The organism is Streptosporangium lutulentum (genome assembly GCF_030811455.1).
Classification (GTDB): domain Bacteria; phylum Actinomycetota; class Actinomycetes; order Streptosporangiales; family Streptosporangiaceae; genus Streptosporangium; species Streptosporangium lutulentum.
The window spans coordinates 6,742,270-6,759,071 of record NZ_JAUSQU010000001.1; the positions used below are offsets into that span (position 1 = coordinate 6,742,270).

The 16,802-nt window shown below is 69.4% G+C and carries 19 protein-coding genes and 1 tRNA gene; 8 read left to right on the forward strand and 12 right to left on the reverse strand.

Going from position 1 to position 16,802, the window contains the following annotated elements:
• The 3 genes from J2853_RS29885 to cysS all read right to left on the reverse strand — a co-directional run bounded on the left by J2853_RS29885 (position 1) and on the right by cysS (position 2,551).
• Positions 1-73: transfer RNA gene (locus J2853_RS29885), tRNA-Thr, on the reverse strand.
• A gap of 70 nt (positions 74-143) precedes the next feature.
• Positions 144-1,133: a 23S rRNA (guanosine(2251)-2'-O)-methyltransferase RlmB gene (rlmB, locus tag J2853_RS29890; protein WP_307563751.1), complete on the reverse strand. Its 990-nt coding sequence runs from the start codon at positions 1,131-1,133 to the stop codon at positions 144-146.
• Positions 1,134-1,156: 23 nt separating this feature from the next.
• Positions 1,157-2,551, reverse strand: a complete 1,395-nt coding sequence (cysS, locus tag J2853_RS29895; RefSeq protein ID WP_307563753.1) for a cysteine--tRNA ligase — start codon at positions 2,549-2,551, stop codon at positions 1,157-1,159.
• A gap of 508 nt (positions 2,552-3,059) precedes the next feature.
• On the opposite strand from cysS, the gene J2853_RS29900 reads away from it, so the two are divergent.
• Positions 3,060-4,385 carry a hypothetical protein gene (locus J2853_RS29900; protein ID WP_307563755.1) on the forward strand — a complete coding sequence of 442 codons (1,326 nt, stop codon included), beginning with the start codon at positions 3,060-3,062 and terminating at the stop codon, positions 4,383-4,385.
• Between the two features lie 374 nt (positions 4,386-4,759).
• Here J2853_RS29900 and J2853_RS29905 read toward each other — a convergent pair whose 3' ends face one another.
• From J2853_RS29905 to J2853_RS29920, 4 genes are all read right to left on the reverse strand, one after another.
• A complete protein-coding gene (locus J2853_RS29905) occupies positions 4,760-5,026 on the reverse strand; it encodes a GlsB/YeaQ/YmgE family stress response membrane protein (protein WP_307563756.1) in 267 nt (88 codons plus the stop codon).
• A gap of 93 nt (positions 5,027-5,119) precedes the next feature.
• Entirely contained in the window at positions 5,120-5,386 is a 267-nt protein-coding gene (locus tag J2853_RS29910) for a GlsB/YeaQ/YmgE family stress response membrane protein (protein ID WP_307563758.1), read from the reverse strand.
• A 167-nt stretch (positions 5,387-5,553) separates the two neighbouring features.
• Positions 5,554-6,033 (reverse strand): 2-C-methyl-D-erythritol 2,4-cyclodiphosphate synthase, encoded by a 480-nt coding sequence (ispF, locus tag J2853_RS29915; RefSeq protein ID WP_307563760.1) that lies wholly within the window; start codon positions 6,031-6,033, stop codon positions 5,554-5,556.
• Positions 6,034-6,050: 17 nt separating this feature from the next.
• Positions 6,051-6,533: a CarD family transcriptional regulator gene (locus J2853_RS29920; RefSeq protein WP_030924410.1), complete on the reverse strand. Its 483-nt coding sequence runs from the start codon at positions 6,531-6,533 to the stop codon at positions 6,051-6,053.
• Positions 6,534-6,794: 261 nt separating this feature from the next.
• Here J2853_RS29920 and J2853_RS29925 point away from each other — a divergent pair, with 261 nt between their 5' ends.
• Complete coding sequence (locus tag J2853_RS29925; protein ID WP_307563763.1) at positions 6,795-7,409, forward strand: copper chaperone PCu(A)C; 615 nt, start codon at positions 6,795-6,797, stop codon at positions 7,407-7,409.
• A 381-nt stretch (positions 7,410-7,790) separates the two neighbouring features.
• Here the strand turns inward: J2853_RS29925 and J2853_RS29930 are convergent, their stop codons facing one another.
• Positions 7,791-8,480 (reverse strand): response regulator, encoded by a 690-nt coding sequence (locus J2853_RS29930; RefSeq protein WP_307563765.1) that lies wholly within the window; start codon positions 8,478-8,480, stop codon positions 7,791-7,793.
• The gene (locus J2853_RS29935; RefSeq protein ID WP_307568872.1) at positions 8,477-9,658 is read right to left on the reverse strand and encodes a sensor histidine kinase; all 1,182 of its coding nucleotides are present in this window, start codon (positions 9,656-9,658) and stop codon (positions 8,477-8,479) included. The genes J2853_RS29930 and J2853_RS29935 overlap by 4 nt, the downstream gene beginning before the upstream one ends.
• A gap of 158 nt (positions 9,659-9,816) precedes the next feature.
• Here J2853_RS29935 and phoU point away from each other — a divergent pair, with 158 nt between their 5' ends.
• Positions 9,817-10,476 (forward strand): phosphate signaling complex protein PhoU, encoded by a 660-nt coding sequence (gene phoU / locus J2853_RS29940; RefSeq protein ID WP_307563767.1) that lies wholly within the window; start codon positions 9,817-9,819, stop codon positions 10,474-10,476.
• A gap of 99 nt (positions 10,477-10,575) precedes the next feature.
• Here the strand turns inward: phoU and J2853_RS29945 are convergent, their stop codons facing one another.
• The 3 genes from J2853_RS29945 to mshA form a co-directional block, all read right to left on the reverse strand.
• A complete protein-coding gene (locus J2853_RS29945; RefSeq protein ID WP_307563769.1) occupies positions 10,576-11,319 on the reverse strand; it encodes a phosphoglyceromutase in 744 nt (247 codons plus the stop codon).
• 29 nt (positions 11,320-11,348) lie between these two features.
• A complete protein-coding gene (locus tag J2853_RS29950) occupies positions 11,349-11,828 on the reverse strand; it encodes a type III secretion system chaperone family protein (protein ID WP_307568873.1) in 480 nt (159 codons plus the stop codon).
• 128 nt (positions 11,829-11,956) lie between these two features.
• Positions 11,957-13,240 (reverse strand): D-inositol-3-phosphate glycosyltransferase, encoded by a 1,284-nt coding sequence (gene mshA, locus J2853_RS29955; RefSeq protein ID WP_370879544.1) that lies wholly within the window; start codon positions 13,238-13,240, stop codon positions 11,957-11,959.
• A 99-nt stretch (positions 13,241-13,339) separates the two neighbouring features.
• Between mshA and J2853_RS29960 the strand changes: the two genes are divergently transcribed.
• The 5 genes from J2853_RS29960 to J2853_RS29980 all read left to right on the forward strand — a co-directional run bounded on the left by J2853_RS29960 (position 13,340) and on the right by J2853_RS29980 (position 16,792).
• Entirely contained in the window at positions 13,340-14,077 is a 738-nt protein-coding gene (locus tag J2853_RS29960) for an SDR family oxidoreductase (protein ID WP_307563771.1), read from the forward strand.
• 2 nt (positions 14,078-14,079) lie between these two features.
• Positions 14,080-14,871 carry a class I SAM-dependent methyltransferase gene (locus tag J2853_RS29965; protein WP_307563773.1) on the forward strand — a complete coding sequence of 264 codons (792 nt, stop codon included), beginning with the start codon at positions 14,080-14,082 and terminating at the stop codon, positions 14,869-14,871.
• 55 nt (positions 14,872-14,926) lie between these two features.
• Positions 14,927-15,445, forward strand: coding sequence for a GNAT family N-acetyltransferase (locus J2853_RS29970; RefSeq protein ID WP_307563775.1), 519 nt, complete (start codon positions 14,927-14,929; stop codon positions 15,443-15,445).
• Positions 15,446-15,506: 61 nt separating this feature from the next.
• Complete coding sequence (locus tag J2853_RS29975) at positions 15,507-15,875, forward strand: BlaI/MecI/CopY family transcriptional regulator (protein ID WP_307563776.1); 369 nt, start codon at positions 15,507-15,509, stop codon at positions 15,873-15,875.
• A complete protein-coding gene (locus tag J2853_RS29980) occupies positions 15,875-16,792 on the forward strand; it encodes a M56 family metallopeptidase (protein ID WP_307563778.1) in 918 nt (305 codons plus the stop codon). The genes J2853_RS29975 and J2853_RS29980 overlap by 1 nt, the downstream gene beginning before the upstream one ends.
• Positions 16,793-16,802 lie beyond the last annotated feature (10 nt).

Below are 16,802 nucleotides of genomic sequence, written 5' to 3' on the forward strand. Positions count from 1 at the left end.
AGCCGACGAGGGGAATCGAACCCCTGACCTACAGTTTACAAGACTGTTGCTCTGCCGATTGAGCTACGTCGGCACTGCCGCCAGACGAGTGTAGTCGGCTCGCACCCCGCACGTCACCGCGACAGGGTTGCGAACCGGAAAAGCTAGCGGCGGCGGTGGCGAGCCACCTCGTAGAGGGCGATGCCCGCGGCGACACCCGCGTTGAGCGACTCGGCCGCGGCGTGCATGGGGATGCGGACGATCAGGTCGCAGGACTCTCGGATCAGGCGGGACAGGCCCTTGCCCTCCGAGCCCACGACGACGACCAGCGGGCCGTCGAGGAGATCGCTGTCGCCGATGTCCACCGTGCCCTCGCCGTCCAGGCCGATCACGAACAGACCGGCCTCACGGTATTCGCGCAGTGCGGCGGTGAGGTTGGCCGCACGGGCGACCGTCATGTTGGCCAGCGTGCCGGCCGAGGTCTTCCAGGCGCCTCCCGTCACGCCGGCGGAGCGGCGGGAGGGGATGACCATACCGTGGGCGCCGAAGGCGGTGGCCGAGCGGGCGATGGCACCGAGGTTGCGTGAGTCGGTCACGCTGTCGAGGGCGACGATCAGAGGCGCCTCACCGGCGTCCTGGGCGATGCGGACCAGGTCCTCGGGGTGGGCGTAGTCGTACGCCGGGATCTGCAGGGCCACACCCTGGTGGACCGCGCCCTCGGTGAGGCGGTCGAGCTTCTCCCTGCCGACCTCCAGCATGGCGATGCCGTTGTTGGCGGCGATCCGGATCGACTCCTTGACCCGGTCGTCGTTGTCGATGCGCATGGCGACGTAGAGCGTGCTCGCGGGCACGCCCGCCCTGAGCGCCTCGACGACGGGGTTACGGCCGCCGATGTACTCCGGCGCGTCGTCACTCCGCCTCGTGCGGACCTGGGGACGCGAGGAGGCCGAGGCGCGAGGGGAAGAGGGTCTGCCGCCCTTCTCCTCGCGCTCGATCCGCTCGGTGCGCGCCTTGTCCTTGTGCCAGTGCCGCATGTGCGCCGGCGGGGTAGCCCCCTTGCCTTCAAGACCACGGCGGACGTTGCCGCCGGTGCCCTTGATCGGATTCTTCTTCTTCGCGGGTCGCCCGGACCCCTTGTTACCCCCACCAGCCATGCTGTCTAGGGTACGGCCTGCTTTTACCGCGACAGTTCCCAACGAGGACCTTGGGGGGTGTCCTCCACGTGGATCCCGGCATCGGCAAGCTGGTCACGGATGCTGTCCGCCGCCGCGAAGTCCTTTCGCGCCCGGGCCGCCTGCCGCTGTTCCAGAGCCACGGCGACCAGCGAGTCGACGGTCGCGCGCATGCCGAGGTCGCCGCCCGATGAGCGCCACTGCTCCGAGCGCGGGTCGAGACCGAGCACGTCGAGCATGTTCTGGGTCTCGGCCAGCAACCTGGCGACCTGCTCCTTGTTGCCCTGGGACAGGGCGACGTTGCCCTCGCGGACCACCTCGTGCACCACGGCGAGCGCCTGCGAGGTGGCCAGGTCGTCGTCGAGCGCGTCGGTGAACGCCTGGGGCAGCGGCGCGTGCGCGTCGACGTCGTGGATGACCTCGGCGGCCCTGGTGACGAAGCCCTCGATGCGCTGGTAGGCCGTCGCGGCCTCGAACAGCGCCTCCTCCGAGTATTCGATCGGGGACCGGTAGTGCGGGGCGGCCAGGTAGTAGCGGAGCTCGACCGGGCGGACCTTCTTGATGACCTCCGGGACCAGCAGGGAGTTGCCGAGCGACTTGCTCATCTTCTCCGCGCCGATCTTGAGCATGCCGTTGTGCATCCAGTAGCGCGCGAAGCCGTCACCGGCCGCCTGGGACTGGGTCAGCTCGTTCTCGTGGTGCGGGAAGATCAGGTCGACGCCGCCGCCGTGGATGTCGAAGGTCGGCCCGAGGTATTTCGTCGCCATGGCGGAGCACTCCAGGTGCCAGCCGGGACGGCCGCGGCCCCACGGGGTCGGCCAGGTCGGCTCGCCCGGCTTCTCGCCCTTCCAGAGCGCGAAGTCGCGCGGATCCCGCTTGCAGTCGGTCTCGGTGTCACCCGCGGCTCGCATGTTCTCGAGCTTCTGGTTGGACAGCGAGCCGTACCGGTCCGCGTAGGACATGACGTCGAAGTAGACGTCCCCCTCGGCGGCGTAGGCGTGACCGGCTGCGATCAGCCGCTCCATCAGCTCGATCATCTCGGGCACGTGGCCGGTGGCTCGCGGCTCGACCGTCGGGGGGAGGCAGCCGAGCACCTCGTAGGCCCAGGTGAAGGCGCGCTGGTTGCGCTCGGCGATGACGAACCACGGCACGCCCTCGGCCGCCGCGACCCTGATGATCTTGTCGTCGATGTCAGTGACGTTCCGGACGAAGGTGACCTCGTAGCCAGACCGGGTCATCCAGCGCCGGAGCACGTCAAAGTTGACGCCGGAGCGGATATGCCCGATATGCGGCGGGGCCTGCACGGTGGCACCACACAGGTAGATCGAGGCCAGGCCGGGTTCGACCGGAACGAATTCGCGGACCGTACGTACGCTGGTGTCGTATAGGTGCAGACTCACGAGGCCAAGGCTAATGCCTCACCTCGCCTCACAAGCCGGGTTGCGCGACGTTGAAGCCTCCTTGCAGAGTCTTTTGTGGACATTAAGTGGCGAATGCCAGTCATACCCGCTTAAAGAACAACCTTGTAGGCATACTCCCCCCAGAAATGACATGTCCGGTCGATCACCGCACGCGTACCGCCGGCAGCCGCGTCTCCGGACGCACCCCCTCGGGACGGCACACCCTCTCTCCGGACACACCCCTCGGGACGGCGCACACCCTCTCCGGACGCACCCCCTCGGGACGGCACACCCTCTCTCCGGACGCACCCGGTCTCTCCGGACACCCCCTCGGACGGCTCCGCTGCCCGTCCCCGGGCGGGCCCCTCTCCCCCGGCTGATTTCCGTCGATCACTCCACGTGCTGATTCTGTAGGCTCGTGGTCGCCATGGACGTGAAATCTCCCGCGGCGGCAGACGTGATCTCCCGCCCGTCCTCAACCCTGTCCGCACCCGCCGAACCGAGCCGAGTGACCGTTGCCCTGCGCCGCGCCGGGATCGCCGTCGCCGGAGTCGGCGTAGCCGCCCTCACCGCCGCCGCCTGCGTGCTCTCCTTCGAGGACCTGCGCACCCTCGCCGTCATCGGCGAGGCCCGCCCCGACCTCGCCTACCTCTACCCGGCGGCCTTCGACGCGCTGGTCGTCATCGCGATGATCAGCGTGCTCCTGCTGAGGGGCGGGTGGTGGCCGGTCCGCCTGCAGGCAGGCGCGATCCTGACGCTGCTGTTCGCCGCCGCCGCCACCGCCGAGGTGACGACGGCCATGCGGACCACGACGGCGGTGGACGTACGGCAGGCGGCCATCGTGGTCGCCGTCTCCCCCTGGGTGATCCTGGTCGTGGCCCTGTGGCTCTGGCTCCTGCTGATCAAGCATGCCGCCGCACGGCGCACCGCCGTCGACGAGGCGCTGCCCGACCATGAGCGCGACATCGTCCCGTTCCCCGACACGAACCGGCCGACCGCGGAATACCCGGCCCAGCCGGAATGGAGGGACCGCCCGAGCCGCCCGGACCGGCAGGTCCATCCGGACCCGCTACAGCACGGACGACCGGCGCAGCCGGTCCGGCACGAGGAGCCGCTCCAGCGCGAGGAGCCGGTACGGCGAGACCGGGACGACCCGGCCGTCCGGCCCGACCGTCAGGCCTCGTCGACCCGTCCCGGCCAGCTGGTCCACCATCCCGCGGCCGAGATCATGCTCGACCCGCAGGCCGCCCCTCCGATGGAGTCCGCACCGCATCACGATCTTCCCGCGAGCGTCCCTGTCGTCGGCCCCACCCCCGCCCCGGAGACCCCCGAGGTCACCGAGATCCCCGCGGTCCCGCCGCCGGCCAAACCCATGCGCTGGGGTGACCTGGTACGGCCCCGCCAGGGCGACATGCTCGTCCACCCGCCCCGCCCCGCGCCGGAGGCCGTACAGGAGCGGCAGGAGGAGGCCAGGCCCGGCGGCAGGGTCAGCGAGCGCGTAAGAACCTGGGACGCCGACATCGACTCCCCCGAGGAGGAGCCGGAGCGGGAGCGGGCGGCCGAGGAGAGCGAGGTCGGCGACCGGGACGCCGACACGCAGCCCATCCGCACGATGAGCGGTCAGGCGACGGATCGCACGGCGGCCGATCGGGCGGCCGATCGCACGGCGGACGAGACGGCCGGCGACACGGCCGGCGAATCGTCCCCGGATCTCGCCCACGGTGCCGAGGCCGCGGATCCAGGGGAGGGTCTGGAGTCCGGATCACGAGAGAAGGACACCGTGGCCCCGCCGTCCGGACGGATGCGCAGCACTCCGGTTCCTCCGGGCGAATGAGAATCCGCCCCTGTCCCGGCGTCCCGGCCTGATCGGGAGGAACCGCGGCGCCCTGGAGAGGGGCGGCGACGGGGACGCCGGGACTTCCCACGTGGGGGACCGGCCCGCAGCTATTCGCTCACACGTGGTGAGCGGCGCCCCGCTGCGGACCGGCGATTGCTCACCTCCGGGCCCGTTTCAGGATTGGCCGTTCCAGGCCGGTTCGAGGAGTGTTCCGAACCGGCCTGGAACGGCCGAGACCCGCTCGGTGCAGACGGGACCGAGCGGGTCTCCCTGGAGAAGCGGTGACATCGTGCGTGTCACTGCGGGCGCCTCCGGACCGGAGGGTGTCCAGTTAGGCCTCGATGAGGTGACCGGGATGGTCCATCCCGTTGTCAGACTCTGGACCGCTTCAGGCCGGCGACCAGGCCGACACCGACGACGGCCAGGACGACCTGCATGACGAGTTCGATCCAGTCGATGCCGTTCGTGGTCGCCACGCCGAGGACCTGCGCGAGGGCGGTTCCGATGAGCGCGGCGACGATGCCGACGACGATGGTCAGGATCCAGCCGATCGGCTGCTTACCGGGAAGCAGCAGCCGCCCGAGGGCGCCGATGACAGCGCCGATGACGATGGCCCCAAGGATGGACGCGATAGTCATTACAACCTCCCAGTGAGCGTGATCCCTTCACTCTCACAAGAAGGTGGATACCCCCCAGGTCAAGGTTATTCCTGGCGATGTAAAAATCCCTGATCAGCGGGCCTTCCTCGCCCCCATCTGGACCACGAGCAACACGCCGAGCACCGCGAGCGCCAACTGGAGAATGTGCTCCCACCAGTCGATCCCCCGCGTATTGGCGAAACCGAGCGCGCTCGCGATGAGAGTGCCGATGAGCGCCGCGACGATGCCGACGACGAGTGTCAGACCCCAGCTGAAATTCTGCCGCCCGGGAACGATGAGCCGCGCCAGCGCTCCGATGATGGCCCCGATGATGATCGCCGAAACGATCGATCCAATCATGTCCAGCTCCCCCTGTTACGAGACATGGTCAATAGGGGGCTACCCAGGACATTCATAGATCATCCGTAAAAAGGGGGTGGCCCGCACCGCGCCAGGAAACGGGCCACCGCCCCGGATGTGTCGACGGGCATTCCGCACCGCCCGCCGGAGCGTTTTCACGCTCCGTATTAAAAGACGTCTGGCCCCGGGTTCAGGTTCACCACGATCGCGGTCGCGACGGCCGCCACACCTTCGCCACGCCCGGTGAGACCCAGTCCGTCGGTCGTGGTGGCGATGACGCTCACCGGAGCGCCCACGGCGGCGCTGAGCGCCTTCTCGGCCTCCGCCCGGCGGGGGGCCACCTTGGGCCGGTTGCCGATCACCTGGATGGCGACGTTGCCGATCTCGAAGCCCGCGGCGCGCACCTTGCGGGCGGCCTCCCGCAGCAGGGTGACGCCGGAGGCCCCTGCCCAGCGGGGATCGGAGGTGCCGAACAGCCCGCCCAGGTCACCGAGACCCGACGCGGACAGCAGCGCGTCACAGGCGGCGTGAGCGGCCGCGTCACCGTCGGAGTGACCGTCCAGGCCGGTTTCGCCCGGCCAGTGAAGACCCGCGAGATGCAGCTCGCGTCCGGATGCAAACGGGTGGACGTCGACTCCGACGCCCACCCGTGGAAATGTCGTGTTCAGGAGTTGAGAACCTCATCCAGCAAAGCCTCGGCCTTGTCCTCGTTTGTCTTCTCCGCGAGCGCGAGCTCGCTGACGAGGATCTGCCGTGCCTTGGCCAACATGCGCTTCTCTCCTGCGGAGAGTCCGCGTTCCCTGTCTCGTCGCCATAGGTCGCGAACGACCTCGGCCACCTTGTTGACGTCACCGGACGCCAACTTCTCAAGGTTGGCCTTATAGCGGCGGGACCAGTTCGTAGGCTCTTCGGTGTGAGGCATGCGAAGCACGTCGAAAACGCGCTCAAGGCCCTCTTGTCCGACGACATCGCGAACACCGACGAGTTCGGCGTTGTCTGCCGGCACCTGGACGGTAAGGTCGCCCTTGTCGACCTTAAGAACCAGGTAGGTCCTTTCCTCACCTTTGATGGTTCGGGTCGTGATCGCCTCGATCCGAGCAGCCCCGTGGTGGGGGTAGACGACAGTGTCGCCGACCTGGAAAGTCATGTGACAAGTACCCCTTCCGCTGTACTCAAGAGTACCACGTATCCACAGCCTCCCGGAACAGTGAAATCACCATAACTGCAGGTCAAAGCCGCATCTTATGGCTTGACAAGCGCTCAACAGTATGAATCAAGGGGCTAAAAAGCACCTATGACCTGCATTCCCCGCCTTCCGGCGATCAGGTGGGCCACCGCAAAACCCGGGAATCCTGACGGATAGGGTTGCCCTTGCCCTACCTCATGTGTGACAAGGAGAACTCGCACCGTGACCCGCAACAGCCGTCACCGGGTGATCGCCGCCGCCGCGTTCCTCGCAGCCGCCCCGGCCTTGGCCGGCTGCGGTGCCGGATTCGACGCGATCACCAACCACCCTTACGCCCCGACCGAGGCCCTGGCGACGGAGGCGAAGGGAATCAGCATCTCCCAGGCCTTCTTCCTGGGCCCCGACTCCGGCACGACGATCCCCGCAGGTGCGGCGACGCCGCTCTACCTGTCCATGGTGAACACCAACCAGGCCCCCGACACGCTCGTCGGCATCGGCGTCGACCCCGCCCTGGGCACCGCGAAGGTGAGCGCCCCGGTCACGCTCCCCGTCCAGACCCGGGTGGGCGTCGGCAAGCCCACTCCCACGATCCTGATCGAGGGGCTGAAGAAGCCGCTCTCGGGCGGCGAGAGCATCCAGGTGCAGCTGCAGTTCGCCAACGCGGGGCTCATCCCCCTCACGATTCCGGTCATCACCCGCAGCCGCGAGTTCACCAGCCTCCCGCAGGCTCCGGGCGTCAGCGCGACCCCCACTCCGACGCCCACCTCCACTCCCACCCCCTCCACCTCTGCCTCCACCGACTCCACGGAGGACGTGGGGCACTCCACGGACGGGTGAGGTCCGTACGGGGGGCCGGGAGCGCCGAGCACGGCCGCTGAGCGCGCCGGGACGAGCGTGAACGCCCCAGGATACGAACGCCGAAGTCGGCGGCTCTTCTCCAAGAGCCGCCGACTCTGTTTCGCCTGAGGCGCATCGTGGGTCGCCAGAACCAGGACCGGCGACCGTGGACAGCCGGAGACGCACCGTGGGTCGCCGGAGGACATCGTGAATCGCCGGGGCCGCCGACCGTGGACGGCCAAGGGCCTCACGGCCCCTGAGACCGCCTCACGCCACGGGACGGGACCGCTCGGAGGCGGCACGCCACGAGACCGGAGCCCGAGGGACGGCAGGCCTCAGGGCCGGATCGCCTGAGGCCTCGGCCCGGAGCCGCCGTGAGCCTCAGACCTCGGCGGGGTCGAACTTGTAGCCCAGACCTCGGACGGTCAGGATGCAGCGAGGGTTGGAGGGATCGGCCTCGACCTTGGCGCGCAGCCGCTTGACGTGGACGTCCAGGGTCTTGGTGTCGCCCACGTAGTCGGCGCCCCAGACCCGGTCGATGAGCTGGCCCCGGGTGAGCACCCGGCCGGCGTTGCGCAGCAACACCTCCAGCAGCTCGAACTCCTTGAGCGGGAGCTGTACCTGCTCACCGCGGACGGCGACGATGTGCCGGTCGACGTCCATCCGGACCGGTCCCGCGGCCAGCACGGCCGTCTCCAGCTCCTCCACGTCACCCTGGCGGCGCAGCACCGCGCGGATGCGGGCCACCAGCTCTCTGGAGGAGAAGGGTTTGGTCACGTAGTCGTCGGCGCCGAGCTCCAGCCCGACGACCTTGTCGATCTCGCTGTCCTTGGCGGTCAGCATGATGACCGGCACGTTCGAGCGCTGGCGGAGCGAGCGGCACACCTCGGTGCCGGGCAGGCCGGGAAGCATCAGGTCGAGCAGCACCAGGTCGGCGCCGTTGCGGTCGAAGGTTTCCAGCGCCTCGGGGCCGGTGGCGGCCACCACGACCTCGAAGCCCTCCTTGCGCAGCATGTATGACAGGGCGTCGGAGAACGACTCTTCGTCCTCGACAACAAGCACGCGAGTCACTGCGCGGCCTCCAGGGGAATCGTAGTGGTGCCGGGTGCGGCTACCGCCATGCCGCCGAAGGCGGGCATGCGGAGGGTGAAGGTGGAGCCTGAGCCTTCCTTGCTCCACACCGTGACCGCGCCGTTGTGGGCGGCGGCCACGTGTTTGACGATGGCCAGGCCGAGGCCCGTGCCACCGGTCGCGCGTGAGCGGGCTGCGTCCACGCGGAAGAACCGTTCGAAGATCCGCTCTTGAGCGCTCTCGGGGATGCCGATCCCCTGGTCGCTCACGCTGATCTCGACCGATTCGGTGTGAGCGCCCGCCGCGCGCGCGCTGACCACGACCCGGGTGTGCTCGGGACTGTAGGCGACGGCGTTGTCGATGAGGTTTCGCAGCGCGGTGACGAGGAGTTCGTCGTCACCCCAGATCTGCAGGCCCTCGACACCCCCCGCGACCAGGGTGATGTCCTTGGCCGCCGCGGTGGTGTTGCAGCGGTCGATGGCCTCGTGCACCACCTCGTCGATCGGGACCGGGCCCGGGGTGGGGATGGGTTCGGCTCCCTGGATCCGGGAGAGGGTGATGAGGTCCTGGACGAGGTAGGTGAGTCGTGCGGCCTCGTGCTGCATACGCCCGGCGAACCGGGTGACCGCCTCGGGGTCGTCGGCGGCGTCCTGGATGGTCTCCGCCAGGAGGGACAGGGCGCCCACCGGCGTCTTGAGCTCGTGGCTCACGTTGGCCACGAAGTCGCGGCGGACCGCCTCGACGCGACGGTGCTCGGTCTGGTCCTCGGCGAGCACGAGCACCTGGCCGTAGGAGCCCAGCGGCGCGACCCGTACCGCGAAGTTGGTTGATTCCTGGCCGAACTTGTGTCCGGCCACCTCGATCTCGCTCTCGCGGATCTCGCCGTCCCTGCGCACCTGCCTGGCCATCGCGAGCAGCTCCGCCGCCATCAGGTGGTCGCCCTTGACCAGGCCGAACACGCGTGCGGCCGAACTGGCCCGCAGCACCCGGTCTCCCTTGTCGAGCACCACCGCCGAGGACGGCAGCACGGCCAGCACCGAGGCGACGCCTTGGGGCAGCGCGTCGGGCTCGACATCGTCTGTCGGTGTCATGACCTGCCTCTGTCCCACGCTCTGGCGGACGACCATCACGGCCAGTGCTCCCACGACAAAACCGGCCAGTGCGGCCAGGCTCGCCATCAGTTCACTCACGTGGTCCTCCTGTAGGCTTCACGCCCTCGATGGTAGGTGGGTGTTTTCGGTTTCGGGGCAGCTCAGGGGGCATGACCACGGGCTTTCCCATAAAGTTCACTTTATGGTCGAGGTTCGTTCATTGTTTCGCACATACGGTGGCTTTCATGCGCGATGCCTATCACGACGAACTTGATGCCCTCACCGACCAACTGGTTGAGATGACCCGCCTCGTCAGGTCGGCGATCTCAAGGGCCACCACCGCCCTTCTGGACGCCGATCTCCACCTCGCCGAAAGCGTCATCTCCCAGGACGAGGAGGTCAACAGGATCTTCGCGGAGATCGAGGCGTCGATCTTCGAACTGATGGCCAGGCAGCAGCCTGTGGCGGTCGACCTCCGGATGGTCATCGCCGCCCTGCGCATGGGCACCGACCTTGAGCGCATGGGCGACCTGGCCGAGCACGTGGCGAAGGTGGCCAGGCTGCGCCACCCCGAGTCGGCGATCCCGCCGGAGATCCGCTCCACCATCCTGGAGATGGGCCAGATCGCCGAGCGTCTCATCACCAAGACCGGTAGCTGCATCGCCTCGCGCGACGTGGACACGGCCATGGAGCTGGAGGCGGACGACGACGCGATGGACAAGCTGCACCGCAAGCTGTTCAAGGTCCTGATGGCCAAGGACTGGAAGTACGGTGTCGAGCCGGCCATCGACGTGACGCTGATCGGCCGCTACTACGAGCGTTACGCCGACCACGCGGTCCGCGTCGCCCACGACGTGGTCTACCTGGTGACGGGCTCCCGGCCGCAGGACGTCACCACCGTTTAGTCCCCGGTCCTTCCGCATCGGCGAAGGAGAAGGGCCCGCCCTCGGCGGGCCCTTCTCCTTTTGTTCTCCGGTTGCTCGTCCGCCTACCCGGCCGGGGACCTACTTGCCCTGGTTGGCCACGGCCTCGATGGCGGCCTCCGCGGCGGCGGGGTCGAGGTAGCGGCCGCCCTTGACGGTCGGGTGGAAGTCGCCGTCCAGCTCGTACCGGAGCGGGATGCCCGTGGGGATGTTGAGCCCGGCGATCTCGTCGTCGCCGATGCCGTCCAGGTGCTTGACCAGGGCCCGGAGCGAGTTGCCGTGCGCGACGACCAGGACGGTCCTGCCCTCGGCGAGCTCCGGCACGATCCGGTCGTACCAGTAGGGCAGCATGCGCGCGACGACGTCCTTGAGGCACTCGGTCCTCGGCATCAGCTCGCTCGGCAGCAGCGCGTACCGGGCGTCGCCGACCTGGGAGAACTCGTCGCCGTCGGCGATCGGGGGCGGCGGGACGTCGTAGGAACGGCGCCAGAGCATGAACTGCTCGTCGCCGAACTCGGCGCGCGTCTGCGCCTTGTCCTTGCCCTGGAGCGCGCCGTAGTGACGCTCGTTGAGCCGCCAGGACCGCGAGACCGGCAGCCAGAGCAGATCGGCGGCGCCCAGTGCGAGATTGGCGGTCTGGATCGCCCGGGTCATCACGGAGGTGTGGACCGAGTCGGGTCGCACCCCGGCGTCGACGAGCAGCCGTCCGCCGCGCCGCGCCTCCTCCTCGCCCTTGGCCGAGAGCCCCACGTCCACCCACCCGGTGAACAGGCCCTTGGCGTTCCATTCGCTCTCACCGTGCCGCAACAGCACCAAAGTCGACATGAAAGCAAGCTAGCTTAACCAACGGCCGTTCAGCGCTCGGGGTCGGCGAATCGGGCGAACGCCTGGAGGTTGGCGAGCGACTCCCCGCGCTTGGCCCGCCACTCCCACTCCCGCCGGATCGAGGAGGCGAAGCCCAGCTCCAGGGCGCGGTCGAACCCCTCGTCCGAATAGGTGAGGACGCACCCGAGAAGCCGGTCGATCTCCTCGTCGGAGATCGCCGCGAGGGGGATCCGGCCCACGAGATAGACGTCGCCGATCGGGTCGAGGGCGAAGTGCACGCCGTACATGGAGCCGTTCTTGGTGAGCAGCCAGCGGTAGAACTCCACGTGGTTCTCGTCGGGCTGGCGGCAGAAGAACGCCTCCACGTGCAGGACCTGGTCCCCGACGATCAGCCAGGTCATGGTCGCGAGTTTGTGCTGGCCGGGCAGCTTCACCAGGAAGGCCCCCGGCCGGGGCTGCTCGAAGGAGACCTCGGCGCTCTTCAGCGCCGACTCGATCGCTTCACTCATGGGACCCCGACTCTCGACACCGGTGAACCGGCTCCTCATGGACAGGCTCTCGATCGCCTCCGCGGACCGGCTCCCGATCGCCTCACGCATGATCCCAGCTTACGATCCGGCCGCGACCGGGACACGCCTCATGAGTTGATCGTGAGCGGAACGCGGTGCAGGTTCGCCATCGCCCCGGCGTAGACGTCGGCGAGCCGGGCCGCGGTGGCCGACCAGCCGAAGGCCGCGGCGTGGGCCACCGCCCCCGCCGCCAGCGCCTCCCGCCAGACGGGCCGATGGAGGAACTTGGTGAGCACCTGCGCCCAGTCGTGTGGGTCGTGCCCCTCGACGAGCACACCGGACACACCGTCGCGTACGGCGGTGCGCAGCCCGCCCACGGACGCCGCGGCGACCGGGGTGCCGCAGGCCTGTGACTCCAGCGCGACCAGGCCGAACGACTCGCTGTGCGAGGGGACGACGGTCACGTCGGCGGCGCGGTACCAGTCGGCCAGTTCGTACTGGGGCGCCGGGGGGACGATCCTGACCACGTCCGAGATGCCCAGTGAGGCGGCCACGTCGGTGAGGTAGGAGGGCCGGGCCAGGCCGTTGCCGCTGGGGCCGCCGACGCAGGCGACGACGAGCCTCGACCTGAGCGAGGGATCGTCGATGAGCATCCGGGCCGCGGCGCGCAGCAGCACGTCCGGGGCCTTCAACGGCTGCACGCGGCCGACGAACAGCAGCACGTGGGCGTCCTGGGGCAGGCCGAGCCGGTGACGGGCCGCCCCCTTGGAGGCGGGCTGGAAGACCCTGAGGCTCACCCCGGGGGTGACGACCTCGACCCGGCCGGGGGCGGCGCCGTACAGGTCGACGAGTTCCTGGGCCTCGGTCGGGGTGTTGGCCACCAGCCGGTCGGCGACCTCCACGACCTGCTGCTCGCCCAGCACGCGGGCGGTCGGCTCGGGCCTGTCGTCGTCGGCGAGGAGGAGGTTCTTCACCTTGGCCATGGTGTGCATGGTGTGCACCAGCGGCACGCCCCAGCGCTCCTTGGCCAGCCAGCCCACCTGGCCGGACAGCCAGTAGTGAGAGTGGATCACGTCATACCGGCCCGGCTCGTACATGGCCTCGGTGCGCAGCACGCCCGAGAGGAAAGCGCAGAGCTGACCGGGCAGATCGCCCTTGTCGAGCTCCTCGTAGGGTCCGGCGGTGACGTGGCGGACCCAGACACCGGGAACGATCTCGGCGACCGGCGGCAGGTCACGTGCGGTCTGCCGGGTGAAGATCTCGATTTCCATCCCGAGCTCGGCCAGACGCTTGGCCACCTCGACGACATAGACGTTCATGCCGCCCGCGTCCCCTGTCCCGGGTTGATCCAGGGGGGACGTGTGCATGCTGATCGTCGCGACTCGGCTGACCCGCCGTCGCCTCACCGACACCACCTCCAAACGGGCTACAACCACCCATTTGTTCGCAACATTCCCGTCATGTGAGCGCCATGGGCCTGATACCTCCCACTCCTGGCAGGATTGGGTGCCATGAACAGGACAGCTGTGGTTACAGGGGCCAGCAGTGGCATCGGGGAGGCGACGGCGCGCCGTCTGGCGGCCGAGGGCTTCGACGTGGTGGCCGCGGCACGGCGCCGGGACCGGCTGGACCGGCTGGCCGCCGAGGTGCCCGGCATCCGCGCGGCGACCCTGGACGTGACCTCCCAGGAGTCGGTGGACGAGTTCGCCGCCTCGCTGGACCGGTGCGACGTGCTGGTCAACAACGCCGGCGGCGCGGTCGGCCTGGAACCGGTGGCGAGCGGCGACACGGCCGACTGGCAGCAGATGTACGACGTCAACGTGCTCGGCACGTTGCGGGTGACCCAGGCGCTGCTGCCCCGTCTCATCGACTCGGGGGACGGGGTGCTGCTGATGCTGACCTCGGTGGCCGGGCTGGTCTCCTACGAGGGCGGCGGCGGCTACAACGCGGCCAAGCACGCCCAGACCTCGATGACCGAGGTGCTCAGGCTGGAGCTGGTCGGCAAGCCGATCCGGATCGTCGAGGTCGCCCCCGGCATGGTCCACACCGAGGAGTTCTCCCTGAACCGCTTCCGCGGCGACTCCGCTGCCGCCGACCGGGTCTACCAGGGCGTTCCCGACCCGCTCTCCGCCGACGACGTGGCCGACGCCATCTCCTGGTGCGTGACCCGCCCGGCTCACGTGAACATCGACCGCCTGGTCATCCGCCCCCGCGCCCAGGCCGCGCAGTACAAGATCCACCGCGTCTGACCGTGCCGAAGCCGATCGGGGAGATCACCAGGGGGACGACGGGGCACAACCGGCTACGGCGAGCCGACCGGTGGATCGCGGGCGTCCACGGCCGCCTCCTGCGTGGCGCGGACCGCCCGCTGGTGGTCGACCTCGGCTACGGCGCCTCGCACACCACGACGCTGGAGATGTTCCTGCGGCTGCGCGGCGTCTGCCCGTCGGTCGAGGTCGTCGGCATCGAGATCGACCCGGCCAGGGTGGCCGCGGCCAAGCCGTACGAACGCCCGGGGCTGTCCTTCGCCCTGGGCGGTTTCGAGCTGCCGGTGGACCGGCCCCCGCTGGTGATCAGGGCGTTCAACGTGCTCAGGCAGTACGGCGAGGCCGAGGCGTGGGGGTACTGGGCGATGCTCAGGGAGCGGGTCGCCGAGGACGGGGTGATCGTCGAGGGCACCTGCTCGGAGGTGGGCCACCGCGCGGTCTGGGCCACGCTGGACCGCTCAGGCCCTCGCACCCTCACCCTCTCCGCCCGGTTCGACGGCTTCGACCGCCCGTCCGACCTCGCGGAACGCCTGCCCAAAACGTTGATCCACCGCAACGTCCCCGGTGAGCCCATCCACGCCTTCCTGCGCGACTTCGACCACGCCTGGGCGGTCAACGCCCCCCTCGGCTCGTACGGCTCACGCCAGCGCTGGATCGCCTCCGCGAAGACGCTCGCCGGGACCTGGCCCGTGGCGGGCCATCCCCCCTACGGCGGCCGGGCCCGGTGGCGGCTCGGCGAGCTCACCCTCCCGTGGACCGCCGTCTCCCCCAGGTGATCCGGGGCTCCTCCCGGCCTCCGCCCTTTCGGAACGCCCGGATAAAATGCCCCGCATGTCCGAACTTCGCTTCGTGGTGAACCCTGAACTCACCACTGAGCTGATCGACGAACTCATCGGCTGTTGGGTCGACGTGACCAACGCGGGTGGAGCCGTGGGGTTCGTGCCCCCGGTCACCGCCGACGACGTCAGGAAGACGGCGGTCTCCTCGTTCGAACGCTGTGGCGGCCTCGACCACCTGCTGGTCGGGTTCGACGCGGAGGACCGGGTCGCCTGCTGGCTGATCCTGGCCGACTCCGGGTCGTGGCTGCACGCGCACTGGCGCTGGCTCCTGCGCGTGATGGTCCACCCCAAGCACCAGGGCGACGGCTACGGGGCCGATCTCATGCGCGCCGCGGACTCCGCCGCCCGGGACCTGGGCCTCGACGCCCTGCACCTGACCGTTCGCGGCGGCACCGGAATCGAGGGCTTCTACACTCGCCAGGGGTACACCGAGGTCGGCCGTATCCCCCGGTCGATCCGCCTCGCCGAGGGCGACGAACGCGACAGCATCTACATGGTGAAACATTTGTGACGCATATCACTCGACAACCCGTAGTACTACCCCTCGTGGTGCGGGAGTTAGGCTGGGATGTGTGAAAGGTTTGGGCGAGCTGGAACGCAGCGTTATGGACATCATCTGGGCGCAGCCATCCCCTGTGACGGCGCGGGAGGTCGGGCGTCTGATCGCCGACCGTGACCTCGCGCCCACCACGGTGATGACCGTGCTCGACCGGTTGACCCGCAAGGGCTTCCTGGTCCGCACTCGCGACGGTCGCGCCTGGCGGTACGAACCGGCAGAAAGCCGCGATGCTTACATTGCGGAGCTTATGCTGGGGGCACTGGACTTGACCGGCGACCGGTCGGCGGCCCTCACCAGGTTCGCCCAGGCCGTCACCGGCACTGAGGCCGAGATCCTGCGCAAGGCCCTGACGGGTCTGGAGACGGAGCTGGAGGACGAGTGATGACCGCTGCGGTCCTGGCGACACTCGCCCTGGTCTGCACGGTCGGAGCCTGGCAACTCACCCGGGCTCGGTGGCCCTATCGCGCTCCGCATGTGGCCATCGTCCTGTGGCAGGCGCTCGGGGTGACCTGGGGGCTGGCCGGGACCGGCGCGCTGCTCGCTTATGCTCTCTCGCCCTACGGCCAGGGAGTGCTGCACGGACTTCACGCGCTCCTCACCTCCGAGCTCGGCGGCCGGGGTCTGCCCGAGTCGTACGGGGCGCCGAGGGTCGTCGCCCTCATCGCGGGACTGGCCGCGCTCGCCGTACTGATCGTGGTGCTCCTCGCCGCGGGCGCGCAGACGTCCCGCGCCCGGCACCGCCACCGCGCCCTGCTCGCCCTGATCGCCCGCGAGGACCCCGTGGTCCCCGGCGTGCGAGTGCTCGACCACCCGGGCGCCGCCGCCTACTGCGTGCCCGGCCTCCGCTCCCAGGTCGTGGTCAGCGAGGGCACCTTGAGGCTGCTCTCGTCGGCCGAGCTGACCGCGGTGCTCGCGCACGAGGCCGCCCACGTCCGCGAGCGGCACGATCTGGTGCTGCTGCCGTTCGCCGCGCTGCGCAGGGCACTGCCCTGGTCGAGCGTGGTCAGGGACGCCCAGAGCGAGGTCAGCCTGCTGGTGGAGATGGCCGCCGACGACGTCGCCCGCCGGTTCTGCTCCCCGCGCCGCCTGGCCACCGCCCTCCTCCGCTTCGGTACGGCGGGCGCCGTACCGGCTCCGCACGGAGCCCTGGGCGCCACCGGCTCCGCCGCGGTGATGGCCAGGGTCGAGCGCCTCGTCACTCCCGGACCCGCCCTGTCCGCCGGCATCCGCTACAGCATCGTCGTCTTCTCCATCACGCTGACCTCCTCCGCCCCGTTGCTCTGGTTGATCCCTCATTAATCTCACTTCC

Bases quoted from the DNA above. Each gene is read 5' to 3' on its own strand.
- rlmB (WP_307563751.1), bottom strand. From the start codon at position 1,133: ATGGCTGGTGGGGGTAACAAGGGGTCCGGGCGACCCGCGAAGAAGAAG.
- J2853_RS29905 (WP_307563756.1), bottom strand. From the start codon at position 5,026: ATGACTATCGCGTCCATCCTTGGGGCCATCGTCATCGGCGCTGTCATC.
- J2853_RS29910 (WP_307563758.1), bottom strand. From the start codon at position 5,386: ATGATTGGATCGATCGTTTCGGCGATCATCATCGGGGCCATCATCGGA.
- J2853_RS29920 (WP_030924410.1), bottom strand. From the start codon at position 6,533: ATGACTTTCCAGGTCGGCGACACTGTCGTCTACCCCCACCACGGGGCT.
- J2853_RS29935 (WP_307568872.1), bottom strand. From the start codon at position 9,658: ATGGCGAGCCTGGCCGCACTGGCCGGTTTTGTCGTGGGAGCACTGGCC.
- phoU (WP_307563767.1), top strand. From the start codon at position 9,817: ATGCGCGATGCCTATCACGACGAACTTGATGCCCTCACCGACCAACTG.
- J2853_RS29945 (WP_307563769.1), bottom strand. From the start codon at position 11,319: ATGTCGACTTTGGTGCTGTTGCGGCACGGTGAGAGCGAATGGAACGCC.
- J2853_RS29950 (WP_307568873.1), bottom strand. From the start codon at position 11,828: ATGAGTGAAGCGATCGAGTCGGCGCTGAAGAGCGCCGAGGTCTCCTTC.
- J2853_RS29960 (WP_307563771.1), top strand. From the start codon at position 13,340: ATGAACAGGACAGCTGTGGTTACAGGGGCCAGCAGTGGCATCGGGGAG.
- J2853_RS29970 (WP_307563775.1), top strand. From the start codon at position 14,927: ATGTCCGAACTTCGCTTCGTGGTGAACCCTGAACTCACCACTGAGCTG.
- J2853_RS29980 (WP_307563778.1), top strand. From the start codon at position 15,875: ATGACCGCTGCGGTCCTGGCGACACTCGCCCTGGTCTGCACGGTCGGA.